A 17,240-nucleotide genomic window follows, 5' to 3' on the forward strand; every position below is an offset into this window, starting at 1 on the left:
AAGATGTCATAACCTCACACAGACCTACAAGAAGGGCATTCGGAACGCCACCGAACATTGCCTTTTTTCCGCATTGGCTTTAAACATAAAACGTATGATAAGAGCGGTATAAGGGGGAAGTTAGCCACCGCAAATCGCAACAATTCAAGAGAAAATATGCCAAAAACTGAAGTATGGCTAGGGAACTTACTCCCTAGCCATACTTTGTCAACAGTCCCTATTATGCGGGCTTTTTTTGCTTTTTGATAAAAAAATACACTCCAGCGCATGGAGCATTTGTTATGATGAAGGCACGGAAGTGAAGGGAGGGACGCTGTGGAAACCGCCGAAATTGTCCAGCGGGCGATTGATTTTATCGAGAAGCATCTGGACGAGCCTCTTGACCTAGAGCAGATCGCAGAGGCGGCAGCCATGTCATTGCCGAATTTGTACCGTTTGTTTTATGCCATGACGGGCCATCCCATCAAAGAATATATTCGCAAACGAAGACTGAGCGAGGCAGCCCGATTCCTGCGACAAACAGATCTATCAGCTATGGATATTGGATTTCGCTGCGGTTTTGACACGTATCAAGCCTTCCTCAAATCGTTCAAGCGAAGCACCGGGCTGACCCCTGGCATATACCGGCAAGCGGAGCTGATTTTTAGCTTTGAACGGCTGCAGCTGAACGAACGCGTGAGCTATTTGGAAGAAAAGGAAATATCCGAGCGTTACCCTGACGTAAAGGTCATCCGACTTGCGCCGCAACCAGGCATTGGCTATTTGCACGCCGCGGTACAGGAGGAAGGGGGGGAAGATCTAGCGCTGCAGCGGATTCGAGAGCTGCTAGCAGATAGCGGAATTGATGCAAGGGAGCTGCGACTTTTCGGTTGGAATGTTGATTTGCGCGGAAGTCTTCGGCCCTACGGTTATCAAGTGGTCGCTGTGACCGAGTCGTGTCGGCAGATTCAAGCAGCTTTGCAGACGATTGAGCTGTCTGGTGGTCTTTATGCGATGACCCGAACCCCGGCGGGGAGTGGGCCTGAGATCGTCGCCGCATGGAACCGGTTGTTGTCGGAATGGCTGCCGCGAAGCACGTTTGAGCTTGGCGATCATGGTTTTCTGGAGGAATATCAACAGTACGGTGGCCAAATCTCGCGCTTAAAGCTCTATTTGCCGGTGAAACGCCGCCCTGCGCTGGAACCGATCGCCGTTGTGGAGCAGCCGTCGGTGAGCGTCGTGACATTTCGAGCCGAAGGCATCGATTGTGTGAGCAAGGCGGATGAAGCCTCTACAGAATGGTTAACAAGTAACGGATTCGCCGGGGATCGACGGCTTCAAGTCTACATGAGCTGCAGCTACGGCAATTCGTCAGACGAGCTCAGCATGTATGAAGTGCATATTGCTCTGCCAGAAGGGTACGTACCGCTTCAAGTTGACGCCCATCGGATGAACTTGCTGGAAGGCGGTTTGTATGCTTGTATGGAGACCGGCGCCTATGGCTCCATGGCAGGTGTGCTGGAGCGAATGTACCGCTGGCTCGGCACCACCGCTGATTATGAACTGGACGAAGAGCGAACATGGTACGCGCATTATCATTGTGTTGTGAATGACTTCGATCGATCGGTGAGCGTGCAATGCTATGTGCCCATCGTGGCAAGATAACTTAGGGTGGGGGATCGATGATGAGCAGCAATCCTATACGCAAAGAGCCGCCGGAAGGGTACCGACCGGTGATGATGCCGAAAGCATTCAAAATGATCCATGGAGGGAAACCAATGAACAACGATCAGCAAACCGCGAGTGATTCCAAATACGCCAGCCCCATTAAAAATAAAGTGGGGAGCATTTTCGTCCCTGTACGAGATATGGAGAAATCCCGCGCCTGGTACTGCCGAGTGCTTGGGATCGAGGTGGCGGACTGCCAGATCGTGGCCGGGCATCTATGCTCTCTGCCGATGGAAGGGACCGGTATCGTACTGGATACGATGCCGAAGTGGGGCGGCGATGAGCCTGAGGGTGCTCCGCCGATCCAGACGCCTGCTTTTATGCTCATGACCAATGATCTGGAGGGTTCCTTTGAATTTATGAAACAGCTTGGCGTAGAATTGGTCACAGACATCGAGCACAACCATTGGTTCGTCGTAAAAGATCCGGATGGCAACAAGCTGATGATAACCCGCGAATAGATCAAGCGAACCATACTCAAGTCCGCCACATGGCGGGCTTTTTATTTTATCCGTGAATTTCATAGCACTCTCGCACTAGACTACATAAAATGAAATAACCAAAACGCAAGAGAGGTGCTGCCGGATGGGATTTACGGTGCAATATATACCTCTTCATAAGATTAAAACGGAGCCCGCCGCCAAACCAACTAAGCGCAGCCGGGAGCTTCGCAGAGTCGCACAGGATTGCATGCAGCTGCTGATCGTCCGCAAGAGTCGAAAAGACGGCGGCTACCTTGTTATCAATGGCAGCCAACATTTGGACTACTATAAAAGGCATTCAAAAAAAACAGCCGTGCCCTGTCTTATAGATGAAGGCAAGCTTTCATCTACGTTTGCCGCGTTAATAAATCGTTTGCTGAAACGCAAGTTACCCACTCAAGAGCTCCCCTACGCCAATACAGAGCATATCGCCGGCAATGGGCTGTCAATTATTCGCTCGTTTTTGAAGCAGGATCCGCGATTTAAAAAATTAACTCGTCGAGAGCAGCTGAAGGTGCTTCGCCTTGGATTGCAGTATAAAAAGACGACGATCCGCTCCATGAAAGCGAAGGTCGATGAACTGCTTAGAAAGTAGTCCCTCGAGGTGAGGGGCTTTTTTCATTTCATGGCACACCTCGATATGGTAAACTATAGGGTATTCATTGAAGAGAGGATGGATCGAAGATGCTCGTAGCAGCAGATGGAAGCGGCGATTTTACTCGCATTCAAGAGGCATTGGACCAAATTCCCAGCGATAACACAGATCCGGTAGTAATTCAAATTAAGAACGGGACTTATAAGGAGAAGCTGCATATCGTTAAGCCTTGGGTTTCGCTGATCGGGGAAGACCAGGAGAAAACGGTCATTACGTTCGATGACTATGCGTTAATGCAGTTCCCGGACGGCGAGCGCTATGAAACGTTTAATTCGTACACGGTATTTATCGGGGCCGATCATGTGCATGCCGAAAATCTAACGTTTGAAAATACAGCCGGCATCGGCGATCTGGTGGGTCAAGCGGTTGCCGCCTACGTTGACGGAGATTGTACAAGCTTTCGAAATTGCCGATTCCTCGCACATCAGGATACGCTGTTCACGGGTCCGCTCCCATTAGCGCCGATCCAGCGGGCGACGTTTGGCGGGCCGCGTGAGGGACACCCTCGGAGACCGACCAGACAGTATTACGAAGGCTGCTTCATCCGCGGAGACATTGACTTCATTTTCGGCTCTGCTACGGCTGTGTTCAACCGGTGTGAGATTTTCTCTAATCGGCAGGAAAATAAAGCGGTGCAAGGATGGGTTACGGCACCTTCAACGCCGGAGGGGCAGCCGTACGGTTATGTATTTCTGGACTGCGACCTGACCGGTGAAGCATCTCCGAGGTCGGTGTATCTCGGCCGTCCGTGGAGAAATCACGCGAAGTCGGCATTTATTGGCTGCAGGTTAGGAGCGCATATTCATCCTGAAGGCTGGGACAATTGGGACAAGCCCGAGAGTGAAACGACGACGGCATTCTGCGAATTCGGTAATTCCGGCCCGGGAAGCTCTGCGGATCAGCGCGTGCGCTGGTCGAAGCAGCTGGAAGCGTCCGACGCGGCAAGGTTTACCCTGTCGAATATATTAGCAGGTGAAGACGGCTGGAATCCGTCCAACACTAGATAAGCTTTATCATTAAAATCCGCTTACCCCGGGCCTGTTGACAAAGTCTGCCTCAGAATAAAACGCTGGTGATTCACTACAATATATAGTGGATCATCAGCGTTTTTAATTCTAGATGTTGTATCACTTAATCGTGTATTGTCGTTTGTCAACAGTTCCTACCCCAGCGGATTTTTTTTATTTTTACAAGATCCAAACAATTGTCAAAAAATCGGTCCTTTCGAGTGAGAACTCTAAACAAAATTTTAGGGAAAACAGGGTTTATATGTAAATATATACCATTGTATAATGTGATTAGTAGAGTAAGGAGTGATACAATATGTATTTAATCATGCTGTTAGTTCATTCTTCCATATACTTGTTACTGGTACAACTATGCATGAGAACCCCTGAGATTGACTGGGAAGACGAGAGCAAATACAAGTATGACCACTATTAAATGCACAGACGTTTGGACTGGGGAACAAACCATCCAATAAAAAAGAGCCTTAGTATCACCTTTCAGTCAAGGTGGCGCTAAGGCTTATTTCATGGATGGGCTATGGATGGGCTAGAACCCAATCAATCTTCCTGCTCGTCCTGGTCCATCGAACTATCTGCTGCGTCGCCTACTTTGTTGCCAACGGCTGCGCCGACAATTCCGCCTACAACGGTACCGACAGGGCCCAAGGCAGAGCCTACGACAGCACCTACAGCGCCGCCGCTCACTGTGCCTAGAGTTTCTCCAGCCTCATTGTTGTCAGTGGTGTTGTTCGAGAGGTTTTCGGTCTCATCATTTCTATTCCGTTCATTATGGTTAGCCATTCCATTTCACTCCTGTATAATGTGATTTAGAAACGCAGTTCCTATACCCATGCATTTCCAGTTCTTATTTTAACCTGATCAGCCGAAAAAGATTCGAAGGTCAGTCATTCTGGAGGAGATGATTCCCATTGAACAAGATTAGCGAGGGCCGCACAGCGGAAATATTCGAGCATGACCATGAGAAAGTCATCAAGCTTTACAGGACCGGGTTCCCTGCCGAAGCGGTGAACTATGAGTATGAAGTCAATCAGATGGTCGCCCACCTTGGAATACCTAGTCCAATCGCGTACGAAGTCGTCGACATGGATCAGAGGAAGGGGATCGTGTTTGAACGGATCGAGGGCACGACACTGCTGCGAAGGAGTGTTCAAATGCCCAGTGAGCTTGAGCGGTTGACGTACGATTTTACACAGCTGCACTACCGCATCCATCAAACCGAAATCGACGCGGAGCGATGGAAAGGGACGACCATGCTGAGGCAAAAAATGGCTCTGGAGCACAATATCCGAGGCGCTTCGCTGCTATCGAACGATGTGAAGCAACAGATTCTGGATGATTTAGAGCGTCTGCCGGATGGAGCCAGCCTATGCCATGGCGACTTTCACCCGGATAATGTGATGAGCGGTGATCGTGCTTGGATTATCGATTGGATGACGGCCATGATCGGTAATCCGGCCGGTGATGTTGCCCGCACGCTGCTCTTATTCCGTTTCGGTACCTTACCTGATGAAGCTCCTAAGAACGTTATAGATGCACTTGAACAGTTGAGAGCGAAAATTAATGATAGCTATTTAGCTCATTATCTATCTCTATCAGGACTGCAGTATAGTGACATTGACGAGTGGATGTTACCGGTCGCAGCGGCTAGATTGTCGGAATGGATTCCTGATGCAGAGAAAGCAGCTCTTTTACACTTCATCGAAGACCGATTGAGATAAATGCCTGTATTAAATGCAAAAACCGATTCCTTAAAGTGGTTAAGGATCGGTTTTTTTGTTTGCTTCTGCCCCTACGCTGCAGCAACTCCACAAAATGCAATTGGATTCGATGCTCGATTCCCGAATGAATGCTTATTAAACAGCAGGCGGTTCTGGATCATGCCAATCGCGGCAGCCGGCTCCAGATCCGCACGGAGGGTCAGCGTCAGCAGCAGTTCAATATCACCCGAAGCGTAAGCAGAGGCTAAGGCACGCAGTAATGCCTTTAATTCGTCCTTCTCAAGCAGCGGCAGCGAGTTCGTAGACAGCGCTTGCTTGACTCCCCCGAGCGATTGACGGGCCCGGTGGTGCGCCGCTTTCACTGCTCCGGCGGTTGTGTCTAGCAGATGAGCCGTCTCCTCGATCGAATAACCGAAGACGTCCCGAAGAAGGAACACGGCTCGCTGTACTGGCGACAAATACTGGAGCAAGGCATGGAACATTCGCTCGAGTTCAAATAGGCCGAGCTCTTTCTCGTGGATCGCATTCTTTTTATGCGCAGCCTGCTCCTGATGAAGAATTCGGGTTAAAACGCGCTTTCTTCGACCTTGATCGATCCAGGTGGTTTTGGCGATGCGCAGCAATAACGCTTCGGGATTCGGATGGCCTAATCCATGGGGTAGACGGATGACTTTTAACCAGGTGTCTTGAGCCAAATCCTCCGCATCCGAGCGGGATCCCGTTAGTGAAAGGCAGTAGCGATGGACGATGTCCTGCAGCTGCTCCATGGGTATGGAATCGGTGATGTTCATGCTTCCAGCTCCTTTACTCTGTAAACGAACGTGGTGATCACAAAGATACGCTGATTTTTATTATTTATTATAAGACTTCATCGTCGGCTGGTGAAGCTGAACATCGGCTACGTTACCGTATCCTCCGGCAGCCTTGGTTCGTTTACCAAGTGTAAAAAGTCATAACCAACTGGAGGGTTCAAGAGATGAGCGTGTATGTTCCTTATGTAGTCGAGCAAACCGGACGCGGGGAAAGATCCTACGATATTTATTCCCGGTTGCTGAAGGACCGCATTGTGTTTCTAGGGTCAGCGATCGATGATCAGGTGGCTAACAGCATCATTGCCCAATTGTTGTTTCTGACCGCGGAGGACCCGGAGAAAGAGATTTCCCTTTACATCAACAGCCCGGGCGGCTCGACCTCTGCCGGATTTGCGATTTACGACACGATGCAGTTCATCAAGCCGCCAGTCCATACCATTTGTATGGGGATGGCCGCTTCGTTCGCCGCGATTCTACTGCTTGCAGGTGAAAAAGGAAAGCGGTTCGCACTGCCAAGCAGTGAGATCATGATCCATCAGCCGCATGGGGGAGCGCAAGGGCAGGCAAGCGACATCGCGATTAGTGCGAAACGGATTATCCAGATCCGGGAAAAAATCAACCAGCTTACCGCAGAACGAACCGGCCAGTCGCTCATGAAAATTGAAAAAGACATGGACCGGGACTATTTTATGTCCGCACAGGAAGCGCTGGAGTACGGGATCATTGATCAGGTGATCACAACATCGTCACAGAACAAATAAACGAACGATAAGTGTTCCCATTTACCATAATGTTTGGCGATCTGCACAAAAAAACCTATGTATGTTATGTTTTATTACAAAAATGTACGGAAATCGTTGTTCGCTCAGCCCATCCCCACTATAATGAGGGCAAACCGAAGGCACATTTTGGATAGGGTGGGGATAACCATGAAAAAAAGTTTATTCACCGGATCTTTAACGCTCTTGATGGTGTTGTCCGCAGTATTGGCAGGGTGTTCGTCGACAGAAAAACCCGCAGCATCGCAGGGAGCCGATCAACCGGCGGCCGGTCAGAGCACGGAGAAGAAGCTGGTCCCGGTTACGCAGGTGACGAACTGGTTCGCAGAGCCGGAGCATGGGGGACAATACGCTGCACTGGCCAAAGGGTACTATAAGGATGCCGGCCTGGATATGACGATTCAGTCGGGAGGGCCGCAAGTGTCGCACATCCAAATCGTCGCCTCCGGTAAAGCGCAATTCGGCATGGCTCAGGCGGATGAAATCCTGCTGGCCAGAGATCAAGGTATTCCAGTCGTTGCGCTGGCCGCGATTTTCCAGAAAACCCCACAGGCCATTATGTTCCACAAAGGTGAACCGATCAAGACCTTCTCGGATTTGAACGGAAGAGTGTCGATCATCGCATCAGGGGCTGCTTATTGGGAATATATCAAGAAGGCCAACAAGCTGGATAAGGTCAAGGAGATGGCGTATACCGGACAAATGGGGCCCTTCGTTAGTGACAATACCGCGGTCATCCAAAGCTATATCACATCGGAGCCGTTCACGATGAAGAAGCAAAATATGGACATCGATTTCCTTATGGTGCACGATTCCGGCTATCAGCCGTACGCCGGCGTCCTGTTTACGACCGAGAAGTATTTGAAGGAAAATCCGGACATTGTCAAAGCGTACATTCAAGCGTCGATGAAGGGCTGGAGCTACTACAAAACGAACTACGAGGAGATCAACCCGAATATCGGCAAGGCGAATCCGGATTTATCCAAAGAATGGATGACCTTCGGAGCAGAGGCGGAAATGCCGCTCATTTTCATAGGTGATGCAGAGAAGGGCGGAGTAGGGACCATGACGAAGGAGCGGTGGTCCACGCTGTCCTCTCAGTTGTTCGAGATCGGACTTTTGAAGAAGCAAGAGCCGATCGAGCAAGCATTCACGACTCAATTTGTAAGCGGCAAATAACTCCGGAGGTGTCGGTGGCATGTTGAACGATCCCGTAGTGTCGAACGACTGGCATGCGATCTGCTTCGCAGCTGATTTGAACGAAACACCAAAGCAGGCCATCCTCATGGAGGAGCGTATCGTGCTTTTCCGCTCAGACGGGACTGCCAAAGCGTTTAAAGACCTGTGCATCCACAGAGGAGCCGCCTTATCGCTTGGAAAAGTGCGCGACGGCTGTCTCGTATGCCCATATCATGGCTGGTCCTACGACAGCGGCGGGCGCTGTGTGTCCATTCCTCAGCTGCCTAGGGGGGCAGCTATCCCGCTTAAGGCGCAGGCGGTGACATACGCTTGTGTCGAGCGATACGGCATCATCTGGGTCAGCCTGAATGCACAAGCTGAGCTCGGCCGGATCCCATTGTACGAAGAAGCAGACGACCCAGCCTTTCACACGGTTTCTTGCGGCCCATTCAAACTTCAAGCTGCGGCCCCCCGAATCGTGGAAAATTTTCTCGATGTGAGCCACTTGGCCTTTTTGCATGAAGGCTATTTGGGGGATTCCGAGCATCCGGAAATTTCGCCTCATGAAGCACGGCTGGAGAACGACCGGATTGTATCGGATGAGATCGGTGTATATCAGCCTGACCCGGACGGCCGAGGGCTTCCTATGGACAATTACTACGTGTATGAGGTGTTAAGACCACTCACCGCGAGACTGAAGAAGACGAATAAAGAAACGGGGGAAACGTTCTCGATGCTATTTGCTGCCCTGCCTGAAGGGGAACGGTTCACCTCGGTTTTTATTCTCGTATCGCGCAATTATGCATTCGATCTGCCCGATGAGGAATACCGGGATTTCCAGAAGCTGATTATCGAGCAGGATGCCGGCGTCGTCGAAAGCCAAAGGCCAGAGCTGCTTCCTCTAGATCTGCAGGAAGAGCTGCATCTGCGTTGCGACCGAATCAGTATCGCATACCGGAGGTGGCTGTCGGAGCTTGGTATGAAGCTTGGAACGTCCGTATAAAATCAATCCATTCAAAGCTGCCGGAAATCGATTTCCCGGTGGCTTTTTTTCGCGCGAACAACGTTTACAATTTATTTACAAATATAACTGTAACCTTTAGTAATTAACCGTCGTTTAGTGATTGACTTCCGAAATGGAAGATCAAACTACTTCAGGAGGTAAGAATTATGAAAAAGAAACTAACAGTACTTGTTACTTCAGCTATGGTGTTCAGCAGTATATCCTTTGGTACGGCATTTGCCTTTAGTGATGTGGACGGCAGTCAGTCTGCAGCCGTAAACATGCTTCAGGAGAGGGGAATCGTTAATGGAGTGGATGCCGATCATTTTGCGCCTCGAGGAAAAATCAGTTACGCGGAGAGCGTACAGCTTCTTGTAAGAGCGTTTGGCTATAATCTAGATGCTATGCGTTTCGACCATCAGCCACATGCTTCCGAATTTTTCACTAATGTGAAGGATAATGCATGGTATGCGGACGCGTTTGTCATTGCGCACTATCATAATTTGGACATCCCTAAGGACGTGAACCCTAACTCATCCGTCACTCGGGAACAGTTCGCAAGCTTGCTGGAGCATGCTCTGGCTCAGAAAGCGCAGCTTCCATTAATTAACATTACACCGGATATTAAGGATGAGGCTTCCATTACTCCAGACCTGCAGGGCAGTATCGCGCGGCTCGTGCATTATAAAATCGTCGAACTGGACAAGAATGGAAACTTCAATCCGAAAGGTGAACTTACCCGCGGGGAGTCCGCCACGTGGATCTATAATACGCTTCAGTTTATGGCCCAAGTGAAACCGCCAGCGCCACCTGTCCAAACCGAAAACGTGAGCCTGAACGTCGAAAAAGTCACGAATGACATTAACAAGGTGACGATTAGCCGAGAGCAAAAGCCTACGGGTGGGTATAGCATCGTAATTCGGAATATTCAGTTTACGGATGAGAAGCACGCGGTCATTCAGTACACATTAACCGATCCAGCGGCGGACAGCATGAATGCGGAAGTGATTAATACGCCAACGGCGGTTGCCTATCTTCCAGCTGGCGTCGAAGTTCAATTGGAAGCTTTGACAACGAATTAATCGTTCATTAAGACGGCGGAAGTTGTTCCTGCACTGGGGCTGATATAGGGAATCTTTGCTGCTGCTCCATACGAATTCAACCCGCGGCGTATGGCGGTAGCCGCTGCTTTAACGGTGTCAGCTGTAATCTATTTACCATTTGCTCGTAATCGGAGTCGCACCGCGATACAAACAGCAGCAGGAATGAGAAGCAATAAAAATGATCATATTAATGGGAGCCGCGCTAGTCCGTCGTGGCTCTTTTTATAAAGAATAGTTGATTGATCGTTCTTAAACATATATGATAGAAAAATAGGAGGTGGATGCGAGATGGCAAGACCAAGAGAGTTTGACCAGGAAGCGGCGCTTAGCAAAGCGATGGACTTGTTCTGGCAGAAAGGGTACGAACGAACCTCGATTCAAGATTTGGTTGAGCATACCGGGGTTCATCGGGGCAGCTTGTACGATACGTTCGGGGACAAAAACCAGCTGTTTCTGTCCTGCTTGGATCGGTTTCGAGAAACCTCCAAGGACCGAACCATGGGCTTGCTTGAGGAAGCGGGCGACCCTAAGGAAGCGCTGCAGCGCTATTTCTCCAGGCTGATCGATATCGCCATGAACGAAGAAACGGGCCGCCGCGGCTGTTTAATCGCCAATACAGCTATGGAGCTTGGGGCAATGGATCCCACGGTTTCGCGCCGCATTGAGGCGTATACGTTGGATATGGAAGTCAGGTTTACGAATTTTCTAATGCGTGCCCAGCAGCAAGGCAGCTTAAAGTCCAAGCATAGTGTGAGAGAGCTGGCGAGGTTTCTTCTAAGTACGAGAAATGGGCTTTATGTGCTTGCAAAATCTGTTACCGATCGAAAAGTACTTGAAGATGCCGTGAACGTAGCGTTATCCGTATTTAAGTAAGCAATGGTTTCTTATCCTAGGATAAGAACTCCGTAAATAGTTCTTGACTGAACGTTCTTAAATGAAATATACTAAGTCATATGTTCGACGATCAATCGCAACGATTTAAGAATGGCTATTCTTTTATTCTGCTATTTTGAGAACGATCATTCTTAAATGTTATTTCACAACTTGATGCATTTCGACAATGACTGGTGACACCGTGTTCGAAACGCAAAAGAAACGACTTTTTATGCGATTTTAAGAACGACCATTCAAAAATATTAGGAGGTTGATGCTCATGAAAACTGTTTCTTCCAAAGCGGCATTCTGGATTGTCGCATGGGTACTCATGATCAGCTTATGGTCCAGTTCAGCACCATCGATTGTCTTTCCAGTCTATGCGTCGCAGTGGCATGTTACGAAAGCCGTAACTACAGGCATTTTTTCTGTGTATCCGATCGTGCTTACCTTGATTCTCTTATTACTGGGGAATATTTCTGACTACATCGGGCGCCGGAACACCTTACTTACCGGGCTAGCTTCGCTTCTCCTTGCAGCCTTAGTATTTGCCTTGGCACCGAGTGTTATTTGGCTGTTTATTGGACGCGTTCTGCAAGGGATTGGAGTGGGATTAACAGCAGGGTCGGGCGCAGCAGCACTGGTGGAATTTAATCCATCGTCGAACAAAAAGCTGCCGGGCTCAGTTAACACGATTACCCAGGCATTCGGTCTGTTTCTTGCTACGATTATTGGCGCGGCTTTAATCAAATATGCACCAGCGCCGCTGTATTTAAGCTATTGGGTCCTAGCTGCACTAGTAGTCCTAAGCATAATATTGTGCTTTTTCCTTCCGCAAAAAGCTGAATCGCAATCTGCTGTTAAGCGCACATGGAAGCTGCAAGGAGTCAAAGTTCCGCAAGGCTTATGGGGCGTTTATGCGCTCGCCGCATTGGCCGTAGGCGCTGGGTTTGCCAATGGCGCAGTATTCTTATCGCTAGGAGCTCAAATTGCCCGCGATGTGGTGGGGACCCAGGACATTCTTGTCATCGGCACGGTGCTGTCGATCTCGTATTTGCTGGCTGCGGTCAGTGCAACGATTGCCGGACGTTTAGGTCCAATTACGTCCATTCGCGCAGGGATGGTTTCCATCCTCTTGGGCACCGTTTTACTCGTCACAGCGGCGGAAATCCACTCGTTCATTTTATTTATCAGCTCGTCCGTCCTAGGGGGTCTTGCGTTTGGGTTCTCTGCATCCGGCGGGATCGGTCTTGCCGCGATGAACGCTCCAGCTTCGTATCGAGTACAATTTTTGTCTGCAGTGCTAGTGGTCGCTTATTTGTGCCAAGGCGCCAGCGGGTATGGCGGAGGCGTGGCTACCAGCACGCTCGGTTTTAGCTCTGCTATCTGGTTGATGGCCGTCCTCGTCGGACTGATTGCTCTGTTTACACTGCTATTTACAATGAAAAAGCGCAAAGAAACGAGCGTTTTAACCGCTAATCCTGCTTAAGCATCAAGCAATTGCTTTAGCTTGGTTTCCGTTGTGGATCCTTGCACCGGGGTATAAATGCTGCAGCGCAAATCATCCGGACCATGAACCTGTAAGGATGTGAGCTCGAACAGCATTTTCCCGGCTTTCGAATGACGAAATTCGATCGTAACCTCCGGAGCAGAGCTGACTTTGCTTTGCTCCCAAAGCTGGTGGAAGTCAGGATAGCGTTCCTTCATTTCCGTGAGAAACCGATCGTACCATTCATCTTCCACATATTGACCGTAGTATGCACGAAAAATGGCCAGAAATCCGCTGGCGAAATGCTCCCAGTTAACCGCCAGTCTGCGAAATTCTTTTCTCGAAAAGAGTAAGAGAATCAAGTTGCGCTCCTCGAAAGCCATCTCTTCAAAGTTTATAAACACGTGGGCTGCCGCTTCATTCCAGTCGACAATTCGGCAGCGACGGTCGGAGATGATCGTCGGGCAATAGCGAAGCTCCGTAATAATTCGGCTTAAGGATGCGCTGATTTGCGGCTGCTCATCCTGCAGCAGGCTCGCACCGGTAATGCCGGAGCTTGTCTCCAGCGCGAGAGAGAACAAGTACTTACGTTCATCCACCGTGAGCTTCAACGCCGCGGCAATGCAATCGAGCACCGAGGACGATACTTTGATGTCTCTGCCTTGCTCCAGCCAGGTGTACCAGGTAGAGCTGACCCCGGCCAATTGGGCGACTTCCTCGCGTCGTAGCCCTGGCGTTCTTCTTCGTGTACCGGTCGGAAATCCAGCGGCTTCCGGGCTGATTTTCCCTCTCTGAGCTTTCAGGAAGGCGGATAATGCCTGTAATCTCGTTTCGTGATTCATCGGACCCCTCCACGTGCTGATCTTAAACTGGTAGTAATTATACTATGATAAACAGCAACTTGTAATAGGATAGCATACATGACAAGATAGGAACAAATCAGGAAAGATCAAGGGAGGCTTACACACAATGGAACGGGTAGTCATTACAGGAATGGGGCTTATCTCGCCGCTTGGCAATGAAGTCGAATCCTTTTGGAATCAGCTGGTTAGGGGTGAATCGGGTATTTCCCGGATCGATACTTTTGATACGTCGAGACATAAGACTCAAATTGCGGGGATCGTGCGAAACTTTGACCCTGATGCGCATTTTGGGCGCAAAGAGGCGCGGCGGATGGACCGGTTCGTCCAATTTGCCGTTGCCGCTGCGGAACAAGCGGTAAGCGATTCAGGCTTAGTATTGGATCAGATCGACCGAGAACGGATGGGCGTATACGTTGGTTCGGGAATCGGCGGGATCCAAACCCTGCTGGAGCAAAAAGATATCCTCAACAGCCGCGGACCGGAGCGGGTGAGTCCAACCTTGGTCCCGATGATGATCTCGAATATGGCTGCGGCGATGATCAGCATCCGATTCGGTGCCCTAGGACCAACACTGTCACCTGTAACCGCATGCTCCATCGGAAATACAGCGATTGGAGAGGCCATGCGCGTCATTCGTTTGGGTCTGGCCGATGTGATTATTGCGGGGGGATCGGAAGCCGCGGTAAACGAGATTTCACTGGCGAGCTTTAGCAATGCTACTGCATTATCGACGAGAAATGAGGAGCCTGCGCGGGCGAGCCGCCCGTTTGACACGGAGCGAGATGGTTTCGTGATGGCGGAAGGGGCCGGCATTGTCGTGTTGGAGTCGCTTTCCCATGCGATTCGCAGAAACGCACGCATCCATGCGGAAGTGATCGGCTATGGCAGCAGCTCGGATGCCTACCATATCGTTGCCACGCATCCCGAGGGAGCAGGCGCACTTCAGGCCATGAAGCTGGCACTGGCCGATGCCAAGCTTGCGCCGGAGCAAGTCGATGTGATCAGTGCACATGCTACAAGTACGGATATCGGCGATAAATCGGAAACGAAAGCCATTAAAAAGCTGTTCGGCGAGCATGCTTATCGTATTCCGGTGACCGCTAACAAATCCATGACCGGACACATGCTGGGCGCGGCCGGAGGGGTTGAAGCCATCGCGCTGGTGAAAAGCTTGCAGGAGGGAATCATTCCTCCGACGATCAATCTGGAGCAGCCGGACCCCGAATGCGATTTGGACTATGTGCCAAACACAGCTCGCGAGGTGAAGGCGAGAATCGGATTATCCAATTCGTTCGGCTTTGGCGGACACAATGCGGTTATTGTATTGAAGGCCTATTCCTCGTGAACTGGCCTTTTCTGCTATGAAGGCTTAATTACTCCTAATATCTCCACTATTCGAAATATTGCACTTGATATTCATTTCGGTCTCTAAATTAGGATAATACATTTGACGCCAGTTTGGTAACTGGTCCAAGGGAAGCTTGCTTCTGAAATGCTGCCCAATTCCTAACGCATCGGATCGGAGTTTTTTCAAATGTTTGAATAATTCCTCATATCGCGTTTTTATATCCTTTGAAAATGCCTCTTCAATCTCGTGCTCGGAGCGCTTATCATTATTTTCTATTAAGTGTAAGGAGAGCCGCATGTTCATTCGTAGAAAGGGATGCTGTTCCCTCCATTCCGTATGGAGATCGTTTTTACATTTGACAATAGCGACACTCGCCCCCCCCATTACTTGAACAACAGAACCTTCAAACAATTCCTCAAATAAGTTAATCAATAAAGATTGTTCTTTTTCAATGTCCCCTTTCATCTGACCTTTGGCCATCACGGCGGAGCCCAAAAATTCCAGCATCGTTGATTTACCTGAACGGAGGATGGGGATCGTGATATCTTCTGTGTCCGAATGGATTGCTCCAAAGGCATTCCAAATGTAGGCTAAATTAATCTCGGGACTCCAGCCGGCATTTTTATTGAAAAAGTTAATTAGTGCGCTCTCTTCATTTTGAATCACATTGCCTGTGCGAGTTAGTAGCTCACCCATCTCTTCTGAAGTTATGGCTAGCAGCGCTTTGCTGGGGATCTGCTGGCTTCTCATGATAAATGCAACTTCATCTTGTATTCCTTCTTCAGCAACCTTGCGATCAATCACGATTAATTGCACGTGCATAAAATCGATACCGGCCTCAATGTCCGTATCAATTTCCGTCAGTGCTTTACTGATGGTATCGGCTTCTTTGTAATATACCTTCGAAATGAGACGATTTCGTTCCGGTAATGGAATCTGAATGTGAAGCCTGTATTTATGTGTTTTACCCTTTGAAATGCCCATGACGATCGGTAGCACCCGGTGATTGAGGTCCTTAATATCCCAACAACCCGTTAAAAAAGCAGCGCAAAGGATCAGTAGAGTTCCCGTATAAAGCTTTTTAAGCATCATATTTGATTCCTACTTTCTTTCCTTCCGTTGAATGAAGCCACCTCGAAAATAAACGGCAAGCGGGATGAGGATATAAATAAAGAGACGAAACCAAACATCCTTAGAGGCAATACTCATATACGAATTCCAGTTTGGAATCAGGAAGGCTATGATAAAAATAAATAAGCAAAGGATAGGTCTGATATAGGATTCCTTCCAAATCGGCACCATTTTTTTCACTAACAAAGCAGAAGACCAGAGCACAAAGGACGCGGTTAACATGACAAAAGCGAGTAATGCAGCGGCATAAAATATGGATATCCGATCAAATATGGTCCAGGTAATATTGACGGTGTCAATGCTCGTTGCCAATGGATAATTCATGAGAGATGCAGCGTTGATCCCATAAACCAAGATCGGAATGTAAACGATAACCATATATAAGATAGTTAAAGGTACCATTGTAAGTAAGATTGGCTTCATCCGTACTTTGGTCACAGGAGGAAGCATACCTAGAAGAAGAAAAGGGCAGATCGAAAATAAAGAGACCAGATACATTCCATGGTGCATAAAATCAAAGCTTGTGTTTATGATCGGGAAAATATTATCCCACTTGGAATTATTAATACTGCAACCCAGTAAGGCAAACAAAAGGGCCGGCAGATATAAGAGGGATAGGAAAGTGCTAGCCCTCAAGATGCCTCGGGGTCCAACGGATGATCCTACATAGGTAATTAGGCACAGTAATATCAATAAAGAATATAACGGTGATCGCAGCACGAAAACAATCTGCATGAGTTCAGCGAAGCCTCGAATTCCCATAATCCCAATCAGGAGTAAATACAAAGTCAGTGGGATCAGAAGGAAGGAGCTCATCCATCGGCCGAGTGGTAGAAGTAAATCTGCATAATCCAAATTTCCAGCTTTGCTCAACCCTTTTAGCAGCAAGACCAGAAGGAATAGCTCAATAATCATATTCAGCAGAGCTGGTTCCCAGTGCCCGTGATTCGTAGTTCGCAGCAACGCTCTAGGAAATAATAGAAAGATGATGCTGCAGTGAGTTCCGAAGAAGAATAGAGGGATGGTAATGATGGAATTCACTCGGGAAATCAACAGAGTCACTCCTTTCT

The 17,240-nt window shown here is 49.0% G+C and carries 17 protein-coding genes; 12 read left to right on the plus strand and 5 right to left on the minus strand.

Annotated elements, in window-relative coordinates; all coding sequences use genetic code 11:
* Positions 1 to 315 precede the first annotated feature (315 nt).
* The 4 genes from FPZ49_RS03105 to FPZ49_RS03120 all read left to right on the plus strand — a co-directional run bounded on the left by FPZ49_RS03105 (position 316) and on the right by FPZ49_RS03120 (position 3,851).
* On the plus strand, positions 316 to 1,644 hold the full coding sequence (locus tag FPZ49_RS03105) for a helix-turn-helix domain-containing protein (RefSeq protein WP_144843084.1): 1,329 nt from the start codon (positions 316 to 318) through the stop codon (positions 1,642 to 1,644).
* 20 nt (positions 1,645 to 1,664) lie between these two features.
* On the plus strand, positions 1,665 to 2,168 hold the full coding sequence (locus tag FPZ49_RS03110; protein ID WP_144843640.1) for a VOC family protein: 504 nt from the start codon (positions 1,665 to 1,667) through the stop codon (positions 2,166 to 2,168).
* Between the two features lie 124 nt (positions 2,169 to 2,292).
* The gene (locus FPZ49_RS03115; protein ID WP_144843086.1) at positions 2,293 to 2,784 is read left to right on the plus strand and encodes a hypothetical protein; all 492 of its coding nucleotides are present in this window, start codon (positions 2,293 to 2,295) and stop codon (positions 2,782 to 2,784) included.
* Between the two features lie 89 nt (positions 2,785 to 2,873).
* Entirely contained in the window at positions 2,874 to 3,851 is a 978-nt protein-coding gene (locus FPZ49_RS03120) for a pectinesterase family protein (RefSeq protein WP_144843088.1), read from the plus strand.
* A gap of 558 nt (positions 3,852 to 4,409) precedes the next feature.
* On the opposite strand, the gene FPZ49_RS03125 is transcribed toward FPZ49_RS03120, so the two are convergent.
* Positions 4,410 to 4,652, minus strand: coding sequence for a glycine zipper domain-containing protein (locus FPZ49_RS03125; RefSeq protein ID WP_144843090.1), 243 nt, complete (start codon positions 4,650 to 4,652; stop codon positions 4,410 to 4,412).
* 128 nt (positions 4,653 to 4,780) lie between these two features.
* On the opposite strand from FPZ49_RS03125, the gene FPZ49_RS03130 reads away from it, so the two are divergent.
* Complete coding sequence (locus FPZ49_RS03130) at positions 4,781 to 5,590, plus strand: phosphotransferase family protein (RefSeq protein WP_144843092.1); 810 nt, start codon at positions 4,781 to 4,783, stop codon at positions 5,588 to 5,590.
* A gap of 71 nt (positions 5,591 to 5,661) precedes the next feature.
* Here the strand turns inward: FPZ49_RS03130 and FPZ49_RS03135 are convergent, their stop codons facing one another.
* Positions 5,662 to 6,381, minus strand: a complete 720-nt coding sequence (locus FPZ49_RS03135) for an RNA polymerase sigma factor (protein ID WP_144843094.1) — start codon at positions 6,379 to 6,381, stop codon at positions 5,662 to 5,664.
* A 185-nt stretch (positions 6,382 to 6,566) separates the two neighbouring features.
* On the opposite strand from FPZ49_RS03135, the gene clpP reads away from it, so the two are divergent.
* From clpP to FPZ49_RS03165, 6 genes are all read left to right on the plus strand, one after another.
* Positions 6,567 to 7,163: an ATP-dependent Clp endopeptidase proteolytic subunit ClpP gene (gene clpP / locus FPZ49_RS03140; protein ID WP_144843096.1), complete on the plus strand. Its 597-nt coding sequence runs from the start codon at positions 6,567 to 6,569 to the stop codon at positions 7,161 to 7,163.
* 168 nt (positions 7,164 to 7,331) lie between these two features.
* A complete protein-coding gene (locus tag FPZ49_RS03145) occupies positions 7,332 to 8,360 on the plus strand; it encodes an ABC transporter substrate-binding protein (protein ID WP_144843097.1) in 1,029 nt (342 codons plus the stop codon).
* Between the two features lie 19 nt (positions 8,361 to 8,379).
* On the plus strand, positions 8,380 to 9,363 hold the full coding sequence (locus tag FPZ49_RS03150; RefSeq protein WP_144843099.1) for an aromatic ring-hydroxylating dioxygenase subunit alpha: 984 nt from the start codon (positions 8,380 to 8,382) through the stop codon (positions 9,361 to 9,363).
* A 167-nt stretch (positions 9,364 to 9,530) separates the two neighbouring features.
* A complete protein-coding gene (locus FPZ49_RS03155; protein ID WP_144843101.1) occupies positions 9,531 to 10,445 on the plus strand; it encodes an S-layer homology domain-containing protein in 915 nt (304 codons plus the stop codon).
* Between the two features lie 309 nt (positions 10,446 to 10,754).
* Positions 10,755 to 11,339 (plus strand): TetR/AcrR family transcriptional regulator, encoded by a 585-nt coding sequence (locus FPZ49_RS03160; protein ID WP_144843103.1) that lies wholly within the window; start codon positions 10,755 to 10,757, stop codon positions 11,337 to 11,339.
* Positions 11,340 to 11,619: 280 nt separating this feature from the next.
* Complete coding sequence (locus FPZ49_RS03165; protein ID WP_186445570.1) at positions 11,620 to 12,828, plus strand: MFS transporter; 1,209 nt, start codon at positions 11,620 to 11,622, stop codon at positions 12,826 to 12,828.
* Here the strand turns inward: FPZ49_RS03165 and FPZ49_RS03170 are convergent.
* Entirely contained in the window at positions 12,825 to 13,670 is an 846-nt protein-coding gene (locus FPZ49_RS03170; protein ID WP_144843107.1) for a helix-turn-helix transcriptional regulator, read from the minus strand. The two genes, FPZ49_RS03165 and FPZ49_RS03170, sit on opposite strands and share 4 nt — an antisense overlap.
* Before the next feature lie 127 nt (positions 13,671 to 13,797).
* On the opposite strand from FPZ49_RS03170, the gene fabF reads away from it, so the two are divergent.
* Complete coding sequence (fabF, locus tag FPZ49_RS03175) at positions 13,798 to 15,036, plus strand: beta-ketoacyl-ACP synthase II (RefSeq protein ID WP_144843109.1); 1,239 nt, start codon at positions 13,798 to 13,800, stop codon at positions 15,034 to 15,036.
* Between the two features lie 24 nt (positions 15,037 to 15,060).
* Here fabF and FPZ49_RS03180 read toward each other — a convergent pair whose 3' ends face one another.
* Both FPZ49_RS03180 and FPZ49_RS03185 read right to left on the minus strand, forming a co-directional pair.
* Positions 15,061 to 16,131, minus strand: coding sequence for a Ger(x)C family spore germination protein (locus tag FPZ49_RS03180; protein WP_144843110.1), 1,071 nt, complete (start codon positions 16,129 to 16,131; stop codon positions 15,061 to 15,063).
* Between the two features lie 9 nt (positions 16,132 to 16,140).
* Positions 16,141 to 17,223 (minus strand): GerAB/ArcD/ProY family transporter, encoded by a 1,083-nt coding sequence (locus FPZ49_RS03185; protein WP_222429853.1) that lies wholly within the window; start codon positions 17,221 to 17,223, stop codon positions 16,141 to 16,143.
* Positions 17,224 to 17,240 lie beyond the last annotated feature (17 nt).

The organism is Paenibacillus cremeus (genome assembly GCF_007786445.1).
GTDB classification, from domain to species: domain Bacteria; phylum Bacillota; class Bacilli; order Paenibacillales; family NBRC-103111; genus Paenibacillus_G; species Paenibacillus_G cremeus.

Coding starts and splice junctions, on each gene's coding strand:
- FPZ49_RS03150 (WP_144843099.1), top strand. CDS start 8,380: ATGTTGAACGATCCCGTAGTGTCGAACGACTGGCATGCGATCTGCTTC.
- clpP (WP_144843096.1), top strand. CDS start 6,567: ATGAGCGTGTATGTTCCTTATGTAGTCGAGCAAACCGGACGCGGGGAA.
- FPZ49_RS03110 (WP_144843640.1), top strand. CDS start 1,665: ATGAGCAGCAATCCTATACGCAAAGAGCCGCCGGAAGGGTACCGACCG.
- FPZ49_RS03135 (WP_144843094.1), bottom strand. CDS start 6,381: ATGAACATCACCGATTCCATACCCATGGAGCAGCTGCAGGACATCGTC.
- FPZ49_RS03165 (WP_186445570.1), top strand. CDS start 11,620: ATGAAAACTGTTTCTTCCAAAGCGGCATTCTGGATTGTCGCATGGGTA.
- FPZ49_RS03170 (WP_144843107.1), bottom strand. CDS start 13,670: ATGAATCACGAAACGAGATTACAGGCATTATCCGCCTTCCTGAAAGCT.
- FPZ49_RS03180 (WP_144843110.1), bottom strand. CDS start 16,131: ATGATGCTTAAAAAGCTTTATACGGGAACTCTACTGATCCTTTGCGCT.
- FPZ49_RS03160 (WP_144843103.1), top strand. CDS start 10,755: ATGGCAAGACCAAGAGAGTTTGACCAGGAAGCGGCGCTTAGCAAAGCG.
- FPZ49_RS03120 (WP_144843088.1), top strand. CDS start 2,874: ATGCTCGTAGCAGCAGATGGAAGCGGCGATTTTACTCGCATTCAAGAG.
- fabF (WP_144843109.1), top strand. CDS start 13,798: ATGGAACGGGTAGTCATTACAGGAATGGGGCTTATCTCGCCGCTTGGC.
- FPZ49_RS03155 (WP_144843101.1), top strand. CDS start 9,531: ATGAAAAAGAAACTAACAGTACTTGTTACTTCAGCTATGGTGTTCAGC.
- FPZ49_RS03115 (WP_144843086.1), top strand. CDS start 2,293: ATGGGATTTACGGTGCAATATATACCTCTTCATAAGATTAAAACGGAG.
- FPZ49_RS03145 (WP_144843097.1), top strand. CDS start 7,332: ATGAAAAAAAGTTTATTCACCGGATCTTTAACGCTCTTGATGGTGTTG.
- FPZ49_RS03125 (WP_144843090.1), bottom strand. CDS start 4,652: ATGGCTAACCATAATGAACGGAATAGAAATGATGAGACCGAAAACCTC.